Below are 21,741 nucleotides of genomic sequence, written 5' to 3' on the forward strand. Positions count from 1 at the left end.
TTACTCATCATCTTGAGCCTATAATTGGGCTGAATTATCCGTTCTGCGGATATAACATCATGGCTGTATATCGTTCACTGCAATGGGTGTTGGGACCTAGAGCTATTGATCGACTATTCAGCGTCTCGGGAAAAAAATGGATTTATAGAAACGTGAAAATTTTTTGGTCTGTTCAGGTACTACGTGGTCTTGCAGCCCTTGGCGTTCTTTTTTTTCATAGCCTGTCTGCCCTCCATGACAATGCCGGTTATCCGGAACTCGTGCATGGCAATACCGGAGCTGCTGGCGTTGATCTGTTCTTTGTGATCAGCGGATTCATCATCATGCACGTGCATTATGACTGGTTCGGGTCGGCCGCACTGGCGCGTGAATTCCTGATCCGCCGCATCATCCGTATTGTTCCGCTTTACTGGATCGGGACTCTAATTTTTGCGGCCTTGCTTTTATTCTTTCCGGCGCTTTTCAAGGTCAGCGTCTTTGATCTTGAGCGGACTTTTCGGTCACTGGTTTTCATACCGTCTAGCGCGCTTGGTGGTGTGAATGTGCTGCTGGTCGTCGGGTGGACGCTGTGTCTGGAAATGATGTTCTATCTCCTGTTCTTTGTGACGATGCCATTCGGTCGTCACCTCATGCTGACGCTTGTGCCCATTATTCTGGTGGGGCTGGTGATTGCCGGATCAGCCTTCCGCGTGACGAATACAATCTGGGAAATCTATACGGATCCGATCATCTTGGAGTTTCTGGCCGGTGTTGCGGTGGCCATTGCTTATCGTCGGGGTGTCGTGCTCCCCCGAATGCTAGCCTGGCTTCTATTGATCGGCGCTGCCCTTATCCTGTTCGGATACGACTCTGCGTCTTATGAGGATCGTCTCTGGGCCTGGGGTCTTCCGGCCACCGTCATTGTCTGGAGTGCGATTTCCCTGGAAGATTCGGCGCCGGTCACATTGCCGCACTGGATGATGAGGCTCGGCGATATCTCATACAGCCTTTACATTTTCCACATCCTGCTGCTGCCAGCGATTGCCAAGCTGTGGCGGGTTGCTGGCCTGTCGGCGGTCCTGCCGCCTTGGTCCTTCATGATGGTCGCCATTCCCGCGGTGCTGGCTTTTTCGTATTTCGCATATGTTTTTCTTGAACGACCAATTACAAAGGGATTGCGCCGCCGCTGGTCGACAGCACGAACTGGCGCGGTGGATGCGCAGGTATGAATGATCGCGTGATGACAGACTTGCAATTGCCCTGGGTCGAAAGCCCTTTCTACGAAAGTCTGGTACAGCAGAAGGATCTGAACCCACATCAGCGCGATATTGCCGACCGTTATCGCCGCGACGGATTTGTGGTTATTGATCTCTACAACGCCGAGGATCCTATTCTCGATCAGACGGTGGAGGCTACGGGGCCGTTCTATGGCTCCGAGCCGCGCATCCAGGATGCCTGGCGGCGGCTGGCTTCGGTACGCGATATCGCCTGTCACCCTAAAGTCATCGAAACGCTGACATTGTTATATGAGCGCAAGCCGTTTCCATTCCAGACCCTGAATTTCAGGGTTGGCTCCCAGCAGATGACGCATGCCGATACCATGCATTTCAGCAGCATACCCGAACGCTTCATGTGTGGCGTATGGGTGGCGCTTGAAGACATCACGCCTGACAATGGCCCGCTGCATTACTATCCGGGCTCTCACGCGCTGCCCATCTATTCACCGGCCATGCTCGGCTTCAGTGGCCGAGACGCTGCGAAGACCGAGGCCTATCGCAAGCAGTACGAGCCTTTCGTGCAGGCCCTGGTTCAGGCGCATGGTTTCCAGAAGCATGTTGCGACGCTGCGACGCGGACAGGCCCTGATCTGGGCCGCCAATCTTTTGCATGGCGGTGAACCCATCGGCCGGGCTGGCTCGACCCGGCATACCCAAGTCACGCACTATTACTTCGAGGACTGCCTGTGGTTCACCCCATTGCAGTCGGACGTTGAGTTGGGGCGGCTGCTATACCGATTGCCTGCGGATGTCCGGACGGGGCATCTGGTTGAGCCAAGATTTCTGGGGCGGCCGGTTCGAGTGCCACTGATGCGGCGGATCCGGGCCGTACTGCGTGAAAGATTGCGATTTGTAAAAGCCCAGTAGTTACACTCGCCCTAGTTATCCACAGGCCTTACTCTTCTGGGGGTATGCATCTCTCATGGAAAGCCACCCGCTTTCCGGGTAACCTTGTATTGGGCAAGGGGGATGTTGGGGACAATGTCGGGCAATAAAGCACAGCCGGCGGTGCAGAAACCTGCATCCGCTGTTTCCGTATCTGTATCCACGTCGACCCAGGGCGCGACGGCCACCGCACAAAAGGTGCCACGGACATCAGGTACCACAGAACCTGTTTCTGATCCGCAGGCGATTCAGCCAACAGCAGCAGTGCAGCCCGGCAATCCGATGGAAGTGCTCGGCGCAGCAATCTGGCTGCTCTCGCAGACACCACAATTCCGTAACCTGCCGATCAGCGCCATCGAAGCGCTGATCGGTGTCCCTTATAGCTTGGGCCAGTTACGGCTTTATCGTCAGAAGGGCCGCCCGTTCGCCGTGGCTGCCTGGGCCTATGTGAGCGAAGAGGTGGAGAGGCGAATTCAGAGCGGCGGCGAAGGACTTAAGCCGGAAGAATGGAAGTGTGGCGACAGGCCTTGGTTGATGCTGTTGGCAGCGCCCCATGGTGGTGCAGAGAATATAAGAGATGATTTGCAGGGGGGGGTATTCGCCGGCGGTGAAATAAAAACACTTGCTAGCCATAAGATATCGGAGGTTGGAGCTGCTTCAGTCGGCTTACTCCTTCTTGAGAGAAAACTTATCGGGGGCGAAACCCTAAAAATTATCCAAGGGAGACCCGCCTTTTTAGATTCTTACGGCAAGCAGACCGTCGGGCTTTGTCGTCTACTGCTCACGGGGCCTAATTATCGAGACTTCCCGGTCGATGATGATCGCATACTTGCTACGGCGAGTCGGATTTTGAATTGGTCTGATGGGGTTTTGATTGCGGCATTGGTAGGTGAGCATTTAGCTGGCGGAATTATTGGAGGGTTGGAGCCTCTGCCATTCAGCAATGAAAAAATGGCGATTGAATATTTTTTTGGAATCAACCCAAAGTATCGCAACAAAAATATAGACAGGGATTTGCTCCTGGCTTTTGAAAAATGGGCACAGTCCGGCGGTGCGCTGTTTGTCCAGTTAGGACACAGCGCGGGAATTAATGTAAGTGCGGCAGAGAAATTATACGAAAGCGTAGGCGCCGTTCGGTCTGGTGCCATTTATCGCAAGCGTCTCGTAGCAACGCAGTTGGATTAATTATTATGTTCGATATTCAGAAATACATATTGCCGATGTTTATGCGCAATTTTGGTATTCCAATTGTTGTGATCTGCGTGATGCAGTCCTTACCTCTTCTTGCTCTTCCTCTTGTTTTTTTTATCGGCCTATTCGATCCGACATTTGGCTCTAATGGAGCGGGTGGCGCGTATTACTCCAACCATTTGATCCGATATGCCTGCATAATTCTCGGCATTACCGGTTTGCCTTTCTTGCTCAGGTTCTTCGTGCTCGGTCAACAAGCATCAAGAAGCGGCATTCTCGCCTGCGGCTTGGCATTAGTGATTCTCTTCCCATTCATTATATCTCGCCCCTTTGATTTCGTGCATGTGACTTATCCCGCTTGCTTTGTATGGGCCTGCTATATCTGGCTGAAAAGAAATAACGATAACGGCCTCGGATATAACAGCGATCTGCGAACCTACTAATCAGGGCTGAAACAATCATGAGCATTAAAGCTGAAATTCTTGCGGGTCTTTCTTACTTGTACCCTTCTGCTTCGGACCTGGTTTTTGCATTCGAAGCCAAAAGATCAAAGATTTGCTATTCTACTGGTGGCGGACCTTCTCCAGGAGGGATAAATACGCCAAATCCGCTGCCGACATTCATTCAAAATCCAGACGGTTCTATTGGTTTGCCGCCGATCACGATTATTGGTGGTGATGGCCTTGATCTAGGCGCAATAGCGTCATCGGCCGTGCCCAGGTCCAACGATTGGGTCGGGGCGACTCAACTATTCAATCAATCACTGCAGAATGCGTATTTGGTCGGTGAGAAGTCCTTAGAGGTGCTGAATCATAAATACCCTACGGCAGTACCTGTCGGGCTGACGGGATTAAAATCTACGACCAGGTTTCTGGGCCCCACAGGATCAATTCTCCAGGGCTTTGGCGACACGATGATCGGTATTGGATCTGATGGCGCTGCAGGAACGACTTGGCAGCAAGGCATTCTTGGTGCGGTTATCGGCGGTACTATGGGGTTAGGGGCGGGAGCTTTCGGCGTTGCCGTTGGCACACTCGGTGCTTTTGCCTTTGGCGCTCCACCGATGGCGCCAATCGCTGGCCCTATCATGGGGATGTTATGGGGACACGCTGGTGCCGATGCAGGATACAAATTGGGCGTGGGAATAGCGAAGCACTTCGGTTATCCCGTTGTCCTAGATTTGGATGGTGATGGGATTGAGCTTGTCGCTATGCCCAATTCGAATGCCTTTTTCGACATTCTTGGCGACGGGTATAAATATCGTATGGGTTGGGTAAAGCCCGACGATGGGCAGTTGGTTTACGATAAGAATGGAGATGGGGAGATTGTTGATTACGACGAGCTGAGCTTCGTCGGATATCTGGAAGGTGCGGAGACCGATCTGGAAGGATTGGTGGCATTTGATACCAATCATGACGGCGTTCTGAATGCTGCTGATCAGGATTTTCTAAAATTTAGTGTGTGGCGTGATCTTGATCAGGACGGTGTCGCTGATGCAGGTGAGGTCACTGCTCTCGGGCAGGCGGGAATTGCCTCGCTGGGATTGACAACTGATGAAGACGTTCATTTTTCTGAGGGCAATAAGATTTTTGGCCTGGGGAGTTACCAGCTCTCCAATGGTATGTCTCGGACGCTTGCAGATGTTGGGTTTGCAATTAATACAGCTGGCATAAAATCAAATGGCGATGGAACTTACGATATACGGTTCCTTGATGGTCGCATTGCCCGTAAAACGGACACGACAGAAAGTGTGACCATTAATCTTTCGGAGCATGCATATTCCGCTTTCATATCGGGAGCGGGAAACGATTACCTCGTCGGGGGTAATGGCCTTGAACAGGTTATGATCGATGGTCAGGCCGGGGATGACTCTATCTTCGGTACACATGGTGACGATTGGCTGTCGGGCGGAGCGGGATCGGACATTATCTCTGCCGGTTCGGGAAATGATGAAATCATTATCGATCAAGACGATTTAATTCAAAATATTGATGGCGGTGAAGGATTGGATCGCCTCACCATTTTGGGATCGAAAAATTTCACAATTGATATGAACGCCATCAACGTCGAGATTGTCGGCAATGGCGGTGGTGACGACCACATTTATACGTCGGGCACAAAGAGCGTCATTATTTATGGTGGCGCTGGAAATGATACTATTTCTGGATCGTCGGCGGATGATCTTCTGTCAGGCGAGGATGGCAATGACGTTATTGTTGGCGGAGATGGCGTTGATCTTCTATCTGGTGGCGCGGGCAATGACCTCCTGCAGGGTGGAAAGCTCGACGATAAATATAGTTTTGGGCGTGGTGATGGTGCCGATATAATTCTGGATATCGCAGCCGATCCTGGTCAGGCCGAATATGTTACGTATGTAGTCCCTACAGCTGTAGGGATGGGGCTCCTGTATAACGTTCAATATGATGGTCCTTGGGGTCCCACGGCGCGAGTTGAGACGGATATCATCTTTGGACGACAGTGGGATGAAGATGCCTATGTGGCGGCCCACCCCGGTGTTGTCGATGGTCCAGAGGCATACTCGTCGTCAGGATTGATGCACTGGCTCGAAGAAGGTGCTGCGCTGGGATATGCGCCGACTTGGCGTAGTCAGATAGAAACTCGGGCGTTTGACGAAGAGGCTTATCTAGCCGCGAATCCTGATGTTGCCGATACGGCCAACTGGATCAATTCCGGCTTCGGTCCGCGCGGTTATTCTCATTACATGTATTACGGCCGTTTTGAAGGCCGAGAGCCTTTCTGGAAGGCGCCTGGAACGGCAGTCGGCTTTGGCCCGTATTTGACTGACGGTGAATTGAATATTTTACTGGCTGGTTGGACGCAATATGGCCCAGGGGAGTCCTTCCCGTATGACCGAGCGACGATGGACACGCTCTTGGCCAAGATATATGGCGGAGCTGACAATATACCCGATGAATTTGGTCAACGTGGAGATGCCGTATTTTTTGGTGATGGCATCACCGCTGGAGACCTAGCTTTTGCCACGGTTGGCAATGATTTAGTGATCGGCATCCGTAACACCGAGAGCGCCGATACCTCGGCCACCACGATGGCTGATCGTATTACGATCAAGGACTGGGTGACAGATACTACGCGACGGATCGAGAAGATCACATTCGCTGATGGGCAATCCTTCTGGATCAATGATCGCAATTTTATCAACGGCTCTGCGAATACCGAAACATTCAGCGGAACGGCTAATAATGACTGGATTGTCGCTGGCTCTGGCGATGATGTGGTCGATGCGGGCAGTCTGCATGATCTTGTCGTGGGCGGCGCTGGCAATGATACGCTATCAGGAGGAACGGGCAGTGACACGCTGTATGGTGATGCAGGAAGCGATACGCTGAATGGCGGCGCAGATAGTGACCGCCTGGAAGGTGGTGCGGGCAATGATGCACTGAATGGTGATAACGGAGATGACGTACTTCTCGCTGGCGATGGTGCGGATACCCTACGCGGCGGTGCGGGTATTGATGAGTTGTCTGGCGGCCAAGGCAATGACCTTTATGAAGGTGGCGCAGGTAACGACACTTATATTGTGAATCGTGATGAGGGCCTGGATGAGATCCGCGACAGTGGGGGCGATAAAGATGTACTAAGGTTCGGCCCCGATATCGCACCGAAGGATTTGATCTTCGAGGTCAGTGGCAATGATCTGGTTATCGGCATCCTTGATCTCGCCAATCGTACAGCGCCGATGTCCGCGCTTATCAACAAGATTGTCATTAAGGATTGGCTGGCCAGCGACAAGCGTATTGAAACCATGGTTTTCAATGATGGTAGCCAGATTCCATTGGCTGCCTTGTTGTTCCAGATGGGCGGCTTACCTACAGATATTCTTACAGGTGATGCCAATGCGAATTGGCAGATGGGGTGGGCTTCTGACGATGCCCTTTATGGCTTGGGGGGGGACGATGTCTTGGTCGGCGAAGCCGGCAATGACCATCTTGAAGGCGGCGATGGTTCTGACCACCTCTATGGTGGTGAGGGCGTTGATGTCATGCTGGGAGGCGCAGGAAATGACATAGCCAGTGGTGATGCAGGCGCCGATTCCTTCGCTGGTGGCGATGGCGACGACAGTTTTACTGGTGGTAAAGGAGATGATATTGCCAGTGGTGATGCCGGTGAGGATCGCCTGACTGGTGGTCAGGATGACGATCAGCTTCACGGCGGTGATTCCAGGGATATCCTGTTTGGCGATGCAGGTGCCGATCAGCTTTGGGGCGACGCCGGGAATGACATTCTGTTTGGCGGCGAAGGCGTCGACTGGCTGGATGGCGGCGGTGGTGATGACGCGATGGCCGGTGGTTTGGGTGCCGACACGCTGATCGGCGGTGCCGGCAACGACGGCCTGTATTATCTGCTCTCGACATCTGGTGTTTATGTGGATTTGGCCCATAACGTCGTTGCTGGCGGTGAGGCCGAAGGTGATACTATTTCCGGCTTCGAGCAGGTGTACGGCAGCAGCTATGGCGATGTGCTACTCGGGGATTCAGGCGATAACTTTATAAATGGCCTGCAGGGGGATGACTGGATTGAAGGCGGCGCGGGCGCCGACCAGCTACATGGTGATGGTGGTCAGCATGATGTGGTGAGCTATCGTGGTTCTGATGCTGCGATCCAAGTCAATCTGACGGCGAAGACCTTCGTGGGCGGTCATGCCGCAGGCGATTATCTGACCGGTATTGAGGATATCGTCGGCTCTGTTTTCAACGATACGATAACAGGCGATGGTGCAGCGAATACCATTGAAGGTGGAGCTGGCGCCGACATTCTCTCCGGTGGTGCTGGCAACGACATCCTGATCGGTGATGGTGGGATGAATCTGCTGTGTCACAGCGGTGACGCGGCTCAGGCGATCTGGACGGTATCGGGTGGTTCCATCGCCAATGATACGATCGCGTCTCCCATGGTTGGCCAGAAGATGGACAAGCTGGTCGCCGATACCAGCAATGGGACGCATAGCCTTCAGCAGGTATTGGGAGCAACAGTCGCTGCGGGCAGTTACACGACATTCAGCTTTTACGCCAAAGCGGCCGGCTCCAGCACCATCGAAGCCCAGATTGCGGACAGTCAGGGCAATAAAGGCTACCGCGCACTCTTCAACCTACAGACCGGCACGGTCAGTCATGCGGGTGAGGCCTATGGCGGAGCCAGCGGTGTTGCCAGTGGTATGGAGCTGATCGGCGAGGGCGTATACCGCGTCTGGATATCGGGCAAGCTGAGCGACAGCGCGGCTCTTGCTGCTGTGGCATCTGTTTTCCTATTCAATGCTGCTGGCGGCAGTACCGATATGACGACCGGTACGTCATTCGCGGGCGATGGCCAATCGGGTGTGAATCTGTGGGGTTTCCAGGCGGAGACCGGAACGGCGCCAGGTAGCTATGTCGCAACCACAGTGGACCCGGTTGCCCCTTCAGGCAACGACACGCTCTCTGGCGATGCTGGTAATGATACGCTGGTTGGCGGCGGCGGCATTGATCAGTTGTCGGGTGGCGATGGAGATGATGTCCTGGTCGGCGGTCTTGGTGCCGACGTCTTGAGCGGCGGCGCCGGCAGCGATACAGCCTCATACGCAGGGTCGGCATCTCGTGTTGCCATCGATCTCATCTATGGTGCTGGTAACGCTGGCGCTGCTGGCCAAGTCTACGGCAACGGCGATCAAATGGGCGATACCCTTTCCGGGATCGAGAATCTCACTGGATCTGCTTACGACGACAGTCTGACCGGTAACGACAACGCCAACATTCTGACGGGCGGCGACGGCAACGATTGGCTGAACGGACGGGCCGGTAACGACACGTTGAAAGGTGGGTCTGGAAACGATCACCTCATCGGTGGCGACGGTGATGACATTCTGATGGGCGGCGCTGGAGCCGACACCATAGATGGTGGCGCTGGCAATGACAGCGTGAGCTTCGCTGATTCATCGGCGGCGGTCACAGTAGATATGAATGCGTTGACAACGATTGGTAGTGATGGTGCAGGCGATGTAATCACCAATATTGAAGGTGTTATCGGCAGCGTCTTCAACGATACGTTGACCGGATCGTCGGGGGCGAACCGCCTAGATGGCGGTGACGGTAATGACATCCTGAACGGCGCCGCTGGCACGGATACATTAATCGGTGGTTCTGGCAACGACACGCTCAATGGCGGTGCAGATAACGACACGCTGACCGGCGATGCCGGGAATGACAGCCTGGACGGCGGTGCCGGCGCGGATATCATGGCCGGCGGCGCCGGTAATGATACCTATTATATGGAAGTGGGCGACACCGTCACGGAAACGGCCGGCAACGGAAACGATACGGTCGTCATCGCTAACAGCTATACGCTGGGCGCGAATTTTGAGAATCTGACATTAACCGGCTCTGCCGCAATCAACGGTACTGGCAATGAACTTGCGAATGCGCTGACCGGCAATGCGGGCGCTAATACACTAGATGGCGGCGCCGGCAACGATACACTGACAGGTGGATCCGGCAACGATACTCTGAAGGGTGGCGTCGGCAATGATACTTACCGGTTTAATCGTGGCGATAATGTCGAGACGGTTACTGACGAGTACTTTTTCCAGCAATTCTATACATACGATGTATGGGAGTTTGTGAGTGGTAATGCCGATAAGTGGAGCAATGGTTGGCAGTGGGTCACCCATTCTGGCTACCAGACTGTCAGGGGCGATGCGGGGGCAGACGCAATTGAATTTGGTGCCGGTATTCTGACATCTGACCTGTTATTCGAGGCGGCCGGCAACGATCTGATCGTCGGGCTACAGAACGTTACCGGAAGCCTGACAGCAGCTAGTCAATCGTCTGACCGGATGGTGCTGAAGGACTGGTTCGATACTCTTAGTAGTGTTGAGACATTCCGCTTCGCTGACGGCAGTGAAATCGTGGTGCGCGCCGGCGGGAGTGGCAACGACATCCTGTATGGAGCGTCCGGCAATGACCAGCTTTGGGGCATGGTTGGGAATGATACACTCAATGGTGGTGACGGCAACGACACTCTGACGGGGGGGGCTGGTGCGGATAATTTGAGTGGTGGTGCCGGTATCGATACCGCTAGCTATATCGGTTCTACTGCCGGTGTGACGGTGAACTTGACCACTGGTGTTCATAGCGGTAGTGACGCGCAAGGTGACACGTTGACTGGAATCGAAAATCTTATCGGTTCTAGTTTCGCCGACACGTTGACCGGTGATGCCGGGGCAAATGCCTTGCAAGGTGGTAATGGCGACGACACGCTAAACGGCGGTGATGGCAATGATATCCTCGTCGGTGGGGATGGTAATGATACGCTGAGGGGAGGGGGCGGCAATGATGTCTTGCAGGATGGCAATGGCAACAATCTCCTGGAAGGCGGAGCCGGTGCGGACACACTGATTGGTGCGGTAGGCACGGCAGGCAATACTGCTGCCTATAGTAATTCCTCTGCTGGTGTGAATATCGATCTTACACTGAACACAGCCTCTGGCGGTGATGCCGAGGGTGATATTCTGATTAACATTAATGGTGCCTTCGGTTCTTCCTATGCGGATACCCTAACCGGCAATGCGATCAACAATTATCTAAATGGCCTTGCTGGCAACGATACCCTTCGAGGGCTCGCTGGCAGTGATATTCTTGAGGGGGGTGCCGGCAACGATGTGCTGGAGGGCGGTGCCGACAATGACACGCTGAATGGTGGTGATGACGCCGATACATTGAGTGGTGATTCCGGCAACGATACGCTCAATGGCGATGCTGGCGATGACTTGCTTGATGGTGGCTTGGGTGCTGATACGCTGAATGGCGGTGCGGGCACGGATATCGCCTCCTACACGTCCTCTACGGCAGCGGTGACCGTTAATCTCGGAAGCAATACCGGGACGGGAGGCTCGGCGCAGGGGGACACCTTCAATAGCATCGAAGGGGTTGTTGGCAGTACTTATGCCGATACTCTGACCGGTGGCAGCGTTGGCGATATCCTGGCTGGAGGCCTTGGCAACGACAGCCTGGGTGGTGGCGCAGGCAATGACACCTACCGCTTCAATCGCGGCGATGGTGTGGACCAGATCTATGACGACTACCGTTATCAGCAGGCGTACAGCTACGATGCATGGGAGATCATCAGTGTAGATCCGAAAGGCGGCGCCAGTTACGGCTGGGTCACGCATACGGGTTACAATACGGTGCAAGGCGACGCCGGCTCGGATTTCCTCGAATTCGGCAATGGCATTTCACTGGCTGACCTGCTCTTCCAACAAACGGGCAATGACTTAATTGTCGGCATTCAGGGGCTCGGTACCGGCTATCAATCTGTCGCGGAATCTAGTGATCGCATCACAATCAAGGACTGGTTCACGTCGAACAATCGGGTTGAGACTTTCCGCTTAGGCGACGGTACGCAGATCAATGTCTCTGCATACACATTCATCAATGCAGCGGCCGGCTCCACAGCGCAGGCTCTCAATGGTGGCGCAGGCAACGACTGGATGTTTGGCCATGCCGGCAATGACACACTTAATGGCAATGCCGGAAACGACATTCTCAATGGCGGTGACGGTGACGATACGGCCAACGGTGGCGCAGGCAGCGATACCCTGCTTGGTGGTATTGGTGTTGATTCATTATTCGGTGGTGACGATAACGACACTATCAGGGGCGGTGACGGCAACGATGCCTTCCTGATCGGTGATGCCGGAAATGACACGATTTACGGCGACGCCGGCAACGATGTGATTTTCGGCGGTCTCTACCTATATGGCGATACCGGCACCGGAAACGATGCGTTGTATGGTGGCGACGGCAACGATCAGGTCTACGGCGGTGGCGGTGAAGATACACTGGATGGGGGCACCGGTGATGACACACTGGCCGGTGAAAATGGCAATGACAGCCTACAGGGCGGCACTGGAGATGATCGCCTGCTGGGCGGCCTTGGTGCCGATATCGCTAATGGCGGTAATGGTGCGGATGAACTGTTCGGTGGCGACTATAATTACGCCGACAACGTTGATACTGGCGTGGACACCCTGAATGGTGGCGATGGCGATGACAGAATCTTTGCCGGCGGTGGTAATGATGTCGCTCATGGTGATGCAGATAACGACACCGTAGTCGGCAATGATGGCGATGACGTACTGTATGGTGATACCGGGAATGACAGTTTGTTCGGTGGAGGCTGGAGCTCAAGCGATACAGCCTCGCTGGGCGACGACCAGCTTTATGGCGGTGACGGTAATGATCAACTTTATGGTGCTGGCGGCAATGACTATCTTGACGGCGGCACGGGCAATGATGGCGTGCGGGGCGGTGACGGCAACGACACGTTGATCGGCGGTGCCGGTGCAGATGCGCTGGATGGCGGCGCTGGCGTAGATACAGTGAGCTATGCCAATTCAGCTTCTGGTGTAACGGTCAATCTGGCAACCGGAATCGGCAATGGTAGTGAAGCGGCCGGCGATACGCTGACCGGAATCGAAAACCTCATCGGGTCGTATCATATCGATACTCTGACTGGAGATGCCGGTGTCAATGTCATCGATGGCGGAGAGAATAACGATATCCTGACTGGCGGTGGTGGTGCTGATACCCTGATCGGTGGCGGAGGTTGGGATACGGCAAGTTACGCCGGCTCGGGTGCCGGTGTGACGGTCAGCCTGACAACGGGCACCGGCAGTGGTGGGGACGCCCAGGGCGATACGCTGAGCAATATCGAGTATCTGCAGGGGTCGGCCTTTACCGATACGTTGACCGGCAATGGAGGTGACAACCGTTTGGTTGGCAACGATGGTGATGACGTGTTGAGCGGCATGGCCGGCGTGGATGTCTTGGTTGGTGGCGCTGGCAATGACACATTGTTGGGTGGCGATGATACCGATGTTCTGAATGGTGGGCTTGGTAACAACATCCTGAATGGCGGTGCAGGCTCGGACCAGGCGTCCTATGCGGATGCTGCTTCAGGGATCACGATAAACCTTGCGACCGGCACTGCCGGTGGCGCGGCGGCGGGTGATACACTGATTTCAATCGAGCAGGTCAACGCGACGGCTTTCGCTGATACCCTAATTGGCGACGGCAATGACAACTCGCTATTTGGCAACGATGGTGACGATGCTATCACGGGCGGGGCCGGCAATGACTGGCTGGTCGGTGGAAAGGGCAATGATGTATTCACAGTCGGCCGCGCCTCCGGCATCGATACGATCATTCAGGTGACCGCCGCAGATGCTGCAACGACCCAGGATGCGCTGCAGTATAATGCCGGCGTGAACTTCGATCAGCTCTGGTTCCGGCAGTCGGGCGACGACCTGTGGATCGACGTCATCGGAGAGTCTTCCAGCAGGGTCATCCTCGACGACTGGTATCTCAATGCAAGCCAGCGGGTCGATGTCATCACGGCTGGCGATGGCAAGAGTCTGGTGGCGAACGATGTGGCGAACCTGGTCTCCGCCATGGCAAGCTACGCGCCGCCATCGGCGGGTCAGACGACCTTGCCGGCAGCCTATCAGGAGCAGCTGGCCTCTGTGCTAGCCGCCAACTGGCATTAACGGGGAGTTGGATATGAGTGCTTTGCAAATCGCGCAGCGCAGGATCGAGCGCTCGCCCCTGGTGCGCCCAACGGTGCAGTTCGTCGGCAGCATCCAGATCGTGACGGGCCTGCTGACCGTTTACGCCCTTTTCTCCGGAGCGGAATGGTACTGGTGGGCGCTCGCGCTGTTCGGGTACTTCGTCTACGGCTGCATCGGGCTTTCGGTTGGTTTCCATCGCTATTATGTGCATCGCAGCTTCAAGGCTCCGCGCTGGGCCGAGATTCTGTTCACCCTGTCCGGCGCTCTGGGCTGCTCCGGCTCGCCGGCCAGCTGGGCGGTGATGCATCGCCAGCATCATCAATATGCCGACCGCGAAGGTGCCCCCCATTCGCCGCATCTGCGTGGCTTGGGTGTGATGTTTATCCATAACTATGCCCCGAAGAACCGGAAGTGGCAGATGCGCCGCGAATTCAAGCGCGACCGCTTCCAGCTCTGGGTGCACAAGAACTATGTGGCGCTGGTACTTGGTTTCGCCACGCTGCTGCTGCTGGCCGACTGGCAGGTTTTCCTGTTCGGCTGGGCTGTGCCGGTGGCAATCAAGCTGTGGATCAGCGGTCTCACCATCTACATCACCCACAAATACGGCTACCAGAATACCGATACCAAGGACGACAGCCGGAATGTGTGGTGGCTTGGCATCCTCGCCTGGGGCGAAGGCTGGCATAACAACCACCATGCCCATCCCGGCCGCTGGAGTTTTGGCTTCATGCGCTGGTGGGAGCTTGACATCGGAGCAGTGGTGATTGCATTGATCAGGCTCTGCGACAAGCGCAACCGCATGAGCGCCGTTCCGGCCAAGGCGAGTTGATCCGGAGGGGTGACGATGAATGGTGCGGGAAAAGGGCTCGGCAGCAGCCTGCCGGGTAATGCCGAGAGCGGCGGCAGCCGCACGAATTCCTCCGTTCTTGGCGACATCGTATTCCTGCTGCTGCATTCGAAGATGCACCGGATGTGGCCGCTTTATGGAGACTACTAGACTCACGGCCGGTGACTTTAACAAGAAGGCCGGCACCATTCATTTTGCGCCTGGAAAACTTGCGTGGTCGGCATGTATTCTTGAACGACGAAGGAAAGACATTCTTCGTCGAGCGGGCGAAGAACTTGATGCCGGGTGACTTACTGTTTCGCCGCAATGATGGCGAGCACTGGGCGCCACAGATGCATCGCACCGCCTGAAATAGCCTCTTAAATCAGCCGGACTGGCTCACATGACGTTTCATGCCTTTCGGCATACGTATGCTGCCATGCTCGTGATGGCCGGTGCGTCCATTCCAGCCATTGCCAAGAATCTCGGCCATAAGAGAACAGAAATTTGCGAGCGCTATTACGCGCATCTCAGTTAATCCTTTGTAGCTGATGAAATTCGAGGCCATATGCCGGCGCTGGATCTGGAAGAGTAACTGCCTCTACGGATGGCGATCAGCTAAGGCAGTGCCTGGATTCAGCACGACGAAGTGTGCGGTGAAAATAAAACCATTCATCTCGAATACTAACGTATGCGAGATGCCAGCCTTATCAACACCTGAAAACTAAGCGACATGGTATTGTGCCGCCGGGTCGGTCAGCCCGGTGAGAGCCAGTTGCGTGCTAAGCATGCCGCTCACCGGATAACGAGGTAGGGGGGAGCCATGGCGCGCGTGAGCGTCACACTGGCCGTTGGCTTGCTTATTGCGATTTTGCCTGGCCTAAGCCATGCGCGGTCGAGCCTGACCGATGATCAAGTGCGTGAGCGCATGATTACGGAGTCGCTTGGCAGTTACTCTGGGCCTTGCCCATGTCCATACAACACGGTGCGCAACGGTGCGAGCTGCGGCAAACGTAGCGCCTATTCAAAACCGGGTGGGGCAGCGCCGCTTTGCTACAAGACTGACGTCAATGACGAGATGGTGCGGGCATGGCGCCGGCGGAATGGTCAATAGTACGAGATAGCTCGTTGGCATGAAACGGCAGAGCTTCTGCTTTAATATTTTGAGGGGAAAGATGAAAAGGCTGATCGCTCTAACACTTATTCTGATCTTGGCGGGCTGCGCACAGAAATGGGAAAAGCCAGGCGGCACTGATGTCGAGTTTCAGTCAACCTTGGCGAACTGCAGAGGGCGCGCCTTCTCAATGTTCCCGCCAAACAATTATACGATTCAGACGTCAGCCGGCTACACGACCCCGGCTTATACAAGCTGCAGTGGCTACGGCTATTCAGCCAACTGCATTACGACAGGTGGGCAGTACAATCCGCCCACCTACATGACACTCGATCGCAATGAGAATGCGCGAGATCAAGCAGTAGAGGCTTGCTTGATGAGTGACGGTTGGCGCAAAGCCGAGCGGCGTTAAGGCGCGAGAGTATGAATCAAGTATTTTCTACTCAGACGTTTTGTACTGAGTGAGGCACGCATTTCGCGTGAGTAGCGAAGTGGCTTTATCTGTTGTGGGTGCCTTTTGTATCGACTTCAACCTTCTCAAGGTCGTCGATGGTCATATACCCTTGAGCGATGGCTTTGACGAGTTGTGAGATGCCATTGCGCAATTTTCTATTCTCAATCGAATAGAAATATCGGATCAGTTCAAGAGACTGACGATGAGATACGTTGTCGTCAGGCGGAAGATCCCAAGGCGGCGCATCGGCCCCCTTTGGTGGCGCATGAACATCGTCATCGAGTGGCATGTCCTCGAAGAAATACGATGGTGGGACGTTCAATAGTTTCGCGAATTCTTGCAGGCGAGACGCGCCGATGCGGTTTTCCCCTTTTTCATATTTTTGAATTTGCTGAAAGCTCAGCCCGACTGATGTACCGAGGCGCTCTTGAGTGAATCCAGATAAAGTTCGGCATGCCCGAAGTCTTGCGCCAACATGAACATCGTACGCGCTAGTTTTACGCGAAGAACCGACAGCGGGCATAAAGTATCCAGTCAGTGCAATTCGACAGGGTGTTCGAGTTTGATTTTGTTGGGGAAGGCAACAATCGTGTTGTCACCTATCGGCACAGTCACGCGGCGATAGGTGACAGCGCCATGTGCAGAAATCGAGTAAGTATTAATGCGATCTGCTTGCAAGGTTTCAGACATCTGCTCATGAAGCATGAGGCCGAAAGCCGGCTCGCCATGCATGGCGCGAACATCGCGAAACATAATCGAAGCGGCAAAACCGATCGGGATATTTGATCCGAGATGGACTGGCCGAAACGCGGTGCCGTCAGTCATCAAAATATGTGCCTGCTCGAGTAGGCTATGGCGTTTTAGAGCATCGCGGATAGGTTCAGATGTTGTCCGCAGATATTGGCCAAACGAGATGAGCCGAGCCTCATTGGCATTTTTGCGCATGTCTGGCTCGGTGAGGCTGCCAACCCATGCCATTCCAGACGGCGGGATGGCGAGATGGTCAGAAATCTCCCCGATCAGGCCAGGAAGATTGTGGGGCGGCGCTGCAAACCAAGCATCAATGGCGCGCACCAAGCGAAAGCTGAAGTCGCTTTCGCCTCGAAACCATCGGCGTAAGCCATCTTCCCCAATATGGTGCCCTTGAGCCGCCAGGCCGTTTACGAGTTTGGTGAGGCTTTTGCCATGGCCCAGAATCGTGCAGCGCCAGCGAATGGCCTCCTCTAGCCTTACAGCGAGTTCACGTTTACCGGAGGCCGGGCGTTCAGAAGGCGACTGAGAGCTCAAGAATCACAACCCTTTAGGTGTTGTGGCGAGGAAATATCCTCGCCACAATATATATATGGTTGTGTCTTAGATCAACTAGCCTTTCTTAATGCGAGCAAATTTGGTGCACCTGGTATCTTCTCGATGTCTTCATGACGGAATACAGGGCGCTGATTCCCGCTTAAGTGTTCAACAGCATCCTCTCGCGTCGAATAGACGAACCAGAGCGGCTCGGCGAAGCCAGTGCCGGTGTAATAGGGCGCGATCATCTCGGCCTCACGGCGGAAGTTGTAGCCGGTATCCGACAAGGCTAGGGGCCGATGATGGGGGCGCACGAAACCGATCAAGTTGTCGGCCTGAAAATGCTCTAGCAAATGCAGATGGACGAGTTGTACGCAAAAGCCGATGAGGCCGCGATCGCGCCAACCTGGATGGCCCGCATCATTCGGACCGAGCGTACCGGGCTTGCGTGCTGGCATGACCCAGCCGCCGCCTACATAGCCAAGGCGGCCGTGCAGATTGGTAGCAGGTCCAATGATTTTGATTTCTGGAGCCCACAGATGTGCGGCGCGATCACCGAAAATCTTCTGATCGCGTAAAAGTCCAGATAAACCGCCTGTTTCAAGCGGTGCATCAATGATGCGGCCTGCGCAAATGGCAATCGTATTGCGGCGCACGTCGAGCACTTGAACCCAGAAGAAATTGTGGCAATCGAGCGTGCAGAATGCGGGATCGAGTGGTGAGGCCGGGTCACATCCTTCAACCTGCCGATAGAAATCGGCGAATGCGGCAGGATCGGAATGAAGTTTCACGCCGAAGCCAGTGTCGAGCAAATCAGTCATCAACGTACGAATACGTCGCCTGAGAATCTGGTTGGTGGGTTTTGGAGTAAATGTGGTGAGAGTCATGACGATGTCCCTTCTGTTGAGAACCCGAAATGGGGGTGCTCAGCTGACAGCACCGGCATAAGGATTCGATGAATGACTGTTTGATCAACAGCAGTGTCGTTGGTTGGTCGCGCCGATCAGTGAAAACTAAAGCGGTGAGCTGTAGGGGCGTTGGCGACCACGGATGGTGGATCGATAGGGCTTTGTAATACAATAGTATGCATTTATCGCTCAATCGGCATCTCACTCGCAGGAAAATAAAGGTGTGTTAGCATCGATGCTGGGGCGGAAAATCCTGGGGAAATAAAATGCGGCACTTAGCAATGCTGTTTGCCATTATCGGCAGTCTCGTGCTTCCAGTTGAAGCTTTCGCCAAAAGTGGTGGGAGTGGTGGCGGCAGTCATTCTGTGCACGGCTATACCAAGAAAGACGGCACCTACGTGGCGCCACATAAGCAGACCAATCCAAACAACACCAAGAACGACAATTGGTCGACCAGGGGTAATGCCAACCCCTATACTGGCAAGCCCGGTACGAAGAACCCAGACTGATTACTTAAGCTCATCCCATGGCCAGATATACTTTAGGGCTCAATATAGCCCTGTTGGCAGCATTACTTCTGTGCGCGCCATCTATTGTTTACGCCAAATCGAACTTGAGCGATGCGCAGGTCAAAGAGCGCATGATCGAAGGCTCGATACGCTCGTATCGTGGCAACTGCCCATGCCCATACAACACCGCCAGTAATGGATCACTCTGCGGCAGGCGCAGTGCCTATTCACGGCCAAGTGGGGCAGCGCCGATCTGTTATCCAGACGACATCAATGATGCGCAGGTACGCGACTGGCGTCGGCGTAACAATGAGTAGGGTCGTCATGACGCCTGAAGAATTAATCGTCGTTGAGCGCGACGCGTGGGAGAGTGCAGCTATCATGATTGAGCGCCATGGCGAGATGGCAGCCATAGAGGCAGCTAAGTTAGCAGATCTCTATCTTGCGACTGGCGATCTCGATATGCAGCGTGCCTGGATGCGCGTCTTAAAGGCGATTGAGAAGTGGCAAGATACGACGCGGCAGTTCGTCAACTGAGCAGCGAGCGGCTTGCGAAGAGGAATCGGCGGATATCTACTGACCAGGATCAAAGACGTGGAATCTACTGGTGCAGAGAAAATCTAGGGGAATTTACTAGAAGAGTGCAAATAATGAACAGAATTACGAAGCTCTCAGAAGAGATACTGCAATGTGCGCGGCATCCATCCATTAAGATAATTTTTTCTATTGGGTCCGCAGTGACCATCGCTTTCCCGCTTTGGCAGTATTGGCTGGAGTCGGACGATCGGTTGGCGGATAAGCACAATCGTGCTTGGCAAATTATTGCGGCAGCAAGTGCCGGCAGTATGATTAGTAAAATTGGGAATGTGGGCGCGGCATCTGCGCTTGAGACTCTGTCAAAAGACAGAATCTCTTTAGCTGGAATTCGTCTTCACGGCGCTTGGTTACGCGGGATCACATTGCAGGGTGTCGATTTGCGTGGAGTAAATTTCTCCACAACTGATCTGAGTGGTGCGTCTCTAAAGAATAGTTCGATCGATGGCGCTAGCTTCACTGGCGCATTAATACGAGGAGCTAACTTCTCTAATGTTGTGGGAACCAGAGTAAGATTTAAGCAGACGAAGATTTTGGATACTGCAAGTCTTGAGCACCTTAAAGAAGAGGCACGGCAGATCAGTGAAGGGGGGAATTACGATCTGGGAACTGTAAATTTCCAAAGCGCAGCACTATCCTATTCTGAATTTGATGAAGCAGATTTACGCGGTGCTGATTTTAGAGATGTGCGTATTGTCGGGTCTTCTTTTTTAAAAGCAGATTTGTCCGGTGCAAATTTCTCTGGTGCGACTCTGACTGTGGTTGATTTTAGTGGGACAAGGCTTGCTGGTGCCAAGATAACGCCAAAGGCGGCTGAAGTTCTTTTGTTTGAAGGAGCTTGTGGGGACTCTGCGACTGTCTTGCCTGCGGGCATGGCGGCATTGCCTGAATGTCCCCCAGTAAATTCAGGGAAAATCCATTCGAAAAAGTGACGGAAAACCGCATGTCTGAAATGTATGAATCCCTTGGATTAACGCTTGAAGAAGTGATCAGTCTATCCGACGTCTCGCATGCAGTTCTATTTGATGAAATAGCCGTTCAACAACGCAAGAATCTTTGCTCGCGACTCGATGATCATGGGCTTCAAATAACAGAAAGCCTTTATAGGCTTCACAATACATACTCGGCAGTTTCCATGGTGCAGACGATATCAATGGTAAAGTCGGCAATGGAGAGCGAGAAAAGGTTGTTCGATACTATTTTTTGGGACGATTTATTACTTAGAATATTAATACACCCGTTTGCGATGCGTGATCGTGCAGTATGGGCTCTTTGCATGGCTGTTATGGAAGCTCAACATGATTTTACGCATGTTCTGTGCCCGGCCCCTATGAGAGAAGATGGTCTAACGGGTGGATTCAGAGGGGTGTTGTCTGCAACTGCAAGGAAATGGAGTCAGTTAACACAAGAGTCATTAAAGAGAGTCGGCGCATGTTTGGAAATGGACGCAGTTGATTTGTCGATTCTTGGGGGTGAGCAAGAAAATGGTGGAGACTTCGCTCTTATTATTGATATCAATCAGCATAATCTCTGCAGCGTCGATGCAGAGTCAGATCTACTGAAGAAGGGTTTGCTCACCCGATCTAAATTTATTCTTCCATTGATATTCCAAGCCAAGAGATATGTTGGAACTCATGCGGCAGTGAATCATAAAAATATAAAAAGAGGGTATCAATATGATGCCCTTCGGAACACAAGATGTGCCTCAGCTTATATTTTCTATAATAACGGAAATGAAAGATTGAACGATCCGTCTTTGCCACTTGTGAAGCGAGTGGTAGACGTGGCCCACCCAACCCTACAAGGGTCGACGAAGGTCACGGAGGATTCCGTGGACTTTGCCACATATCTTATGCGGGCAATTGATAGTGAAACAGGATATCCGGCGGCTTCTGATCCAGAAGAGGCTTTCAATATGATTCTTGCGAATGCCGATAAAGGGCGCCTGTCTAAGGTAGTTGTCTTTGCTGATCGCCCAGGTGTTGCGCCGGCGTATAGTTTTCACCTTGAGAACCTCATGCGTGATATTGCCAAGATGAAACCGTCGAGCGACGGACCGAAGTTCTAGATTCTATGACCTCTTGCAGTTCGGGCAGCCATTGAGCTGAATCTCTATTTCCGCCCGTACCAAGCTGCCGC

16 protein-coding genes are annotated in these 21,741 nt (G+C 53.7%); 13 read left to right on the top strand and 3 right to left on the bottom strand.

The window, feature by feature from the left end; all coding sequences use genetic code 11:
* Positions 1 to 59: 59 nt before the first annotated feature.
* The 9 genes from AC1RRE_RS09495 (at position 60) to AC1RRE_RS09535 (ending at position 16,262) form a co-directional block, all read left to right on the top strand.
* Positions 60 to 1,208, top strand: coding sequence for an acyltransferase family protein (locus AC1RRE_RS09495; RefSeq protein WP_492980883.1), 1,149 nt, complete (start codon positions 60 to 62; stop codon positions 1,206 to 1,208).
* On the top strand, positions 1,205 to 2,122 hold the full coding sequence (locus AC1RRE_RS09500) for a phytanoyl-CoA dioxygenase family protein (RefSeq protein ID WP_492980884.1): 918 nt from the start codon (positions 1,205 to 1,207) through the stop codon (positions 2,120 to 2,122). The genes AC1RRE_RS09495 and AC1RRE_RS09500 overlap by 4 nt, the downstream gene beginning before the upstream one ends.
* 114 nt (positions 2,123 to 2,236) lie before the next feature.
* On the top strand, positions 2,237 to 3,325 hold the full coding sequence (locus AC1RRE_RS09505) for a GNAT family N-acetyltransferase (RefSeq protein WP_492980885.1): 1,089 nt from the start codon (positions 2,237 to 2,239) through the stop codon (positions 3,323 to 3,325).
* 5 nt (positions 3,326 to 3,330) lie between these two features.
* On the top strand, positions 3,331 to 3,774 hold the full coding sequence (locus tag AC1RRE_RS09510; protein ID WP_492980886.1) for a hypothetical protein: 444 nt from the start codon (positions 3,331 to 3,333) through the stop codon (positions 3,772 to 3,774).
* Between the two features lie 17 nt (positions 3,775 to 3,791).
* Entirely contained in the window at positions 3,792 to 13,889 is a 10,098-nt protein-coding gene (locus AC1RRE_RS09515; RefSeq protein WP_492980887.1) for an SPM autocatalytic domain-containing protein, read from the top strand.
* 13 nt (positions 13,890 to 13,902) lie between these two features.
* On the top strand, positions 13,903 to 14,739 hold the full coding sequence (locus AC1RRE_RS09520) for an acyl-CoA desaturase (protein ID WP_492980888.1): 837 nt from the start codon (positions 13,903 to 13,905) through the stop codon (positions 14,737 to 14,739).
* A 15-nt stretch (positions 14,740 to 14,754) separates the two neighbouring features.
* Positions 14,755 to 14,907, top strand: coding sequence for a hypothetical protein (locus AC1RRE_RS09525; protein WP_492980889.1), 153 nt, complete (start codon positions 14,755 to 14,757; stop codon positions 14,905 to 14,907).
* Positions 14,908 to 15,130: 223 nt separating this feature from the next.
* The gene (locus AC1RRE_RS09530; RefSeq protein WP_492981348.1) at positions 15,131 to 15,274 is read left to right on the top strand and encodes a tyrosine-type recombinase/integrase; all 144 of its coding nucleotides are present in this window, start codon (positions 15,131 to 15,133) and stop codon (positions 15,272 to 15,274) included.
* 595 nt (positions 15,275 to 15,869) lie between these two features.
* Positions 15,870 to 16,262: a hypothetical protein gene (locus tag AC1RRE_RS09535; protein ID WP_492980891.1), complete on the top strand. Its 393-nt coding sequence runs from the start codon at positions 15,870 to 15,872 to the stop codon at positions 16,260 to 16,262.
* An 85-nt stretch (positions 16,263 to 16,347) separates the two neighbouring features.
* Here AC1RRE_RS09535 and AC1RRE_RS09540 read toward each other — a convergent pair whose 3' ends face one another.
* The 3 genes from AC1RRE_RS09540 to AC1RRE_RS09550 form a co-directional block, all read right to left on the bottom strand.
* Positions 16,348 to 16,827, bottom strand: a complete 480-nt coding sequence (locus AC1RRE_RS09540) for a helix-turn-helix domain-containing protein (RefSeq protein WP_492980892.1) — start codon at positions 16,825 to 16,827, stop codon at positions 16,348 to 16,350.
* 11 nt (positions 16,828 to 16,838) lie between these two features.
* Positions 16,839 to 17,591 (bottom strand): hypothetical protein, encoded by a 753-nt coding sequence (locus AC1RRE_RS09545; RefSeq protein ID WP_492980893.1) that lies wholly within the window; start codon positions 17,589 to 17,591, stop codon positions 16,839 to 16,841.
* 71 nt (positions 17,592 to 17,662) lie between these two features.
* A complete protein-coding gene (locus AC1RRE_RS09550) occupies positions 17,663 to 18,478 on the bottom strand; it encodes a hypothetical protein (protein ID WP_492980894.1) in 816 nt (271 codons plus the stop codon).
* Positions 18,479 to 18,780: 302 nt separating this feature from the next.
* Here AC1RRE_RS09550 and AC1RRE_RS09555 point away from each other — a divergent pair, with 302 nt between their 5' ends.
* From AC1RRE_RS09555 to AC1RRE_RS09570, 4 genes are all read left to right on the top strand, one after another.
* Positions 18,781 to 19,008 carry a hypothetical protein gene (locus tag AC1RRE_RS09555; RefSeq protein ID WP_492980895.1) on the top strand — a complete coding sequence of 76 codons (228 nt, stop codon included), beginning with the start codon at positions 18,781 to 18,783 and terminating at the stop codon, positions 19,006 to 19,008.
* A gap of 324 nt (positions 19,009 to 19,332) precedes the next feature.
* On the top strand, positions 19,333 to 19,545 hold the full coding sequence (locus AC1RRE_RS09560; RefSeq protein ID WP_492980896.1) for a hypothetical protein: 213 nt from the start codon (positions 19,333 to 19,335) through the stop codon (positions 19,543 to 19,545).
* Between the two features lie 200 nt (positions 19,546 to 19,745).
* On the top strand, positions 19,746 to 20,534 hold the full coding sequence (locus AC1RRE_RS09565; RefSeq protein ID WP_492980897.1) for a pentapeptide repeat-containing protein: 789 nt from the start codon (positions 19,746 to 19,748) through the stop codon (positions 20,532 to 20,534).
* An 11-nt stretch (positions 20,535 to 20,545) separates the two neighbouring features.
* A complete protein-coding gene (locus AC1RRE_RS09570; protein WP_492980898.1) occupies positions 20,546 to 21,670 on the top strand; it encodes a hypothetical protein in 1,125 nt (374 codons plus the stop codon).
* Positions 21,671 to 21,741: the final 71 nt, after the last annotated feature.

This window comes from Ferrovibrio sp. GW821-FHT12D07 (assembly GCF_058807275.1).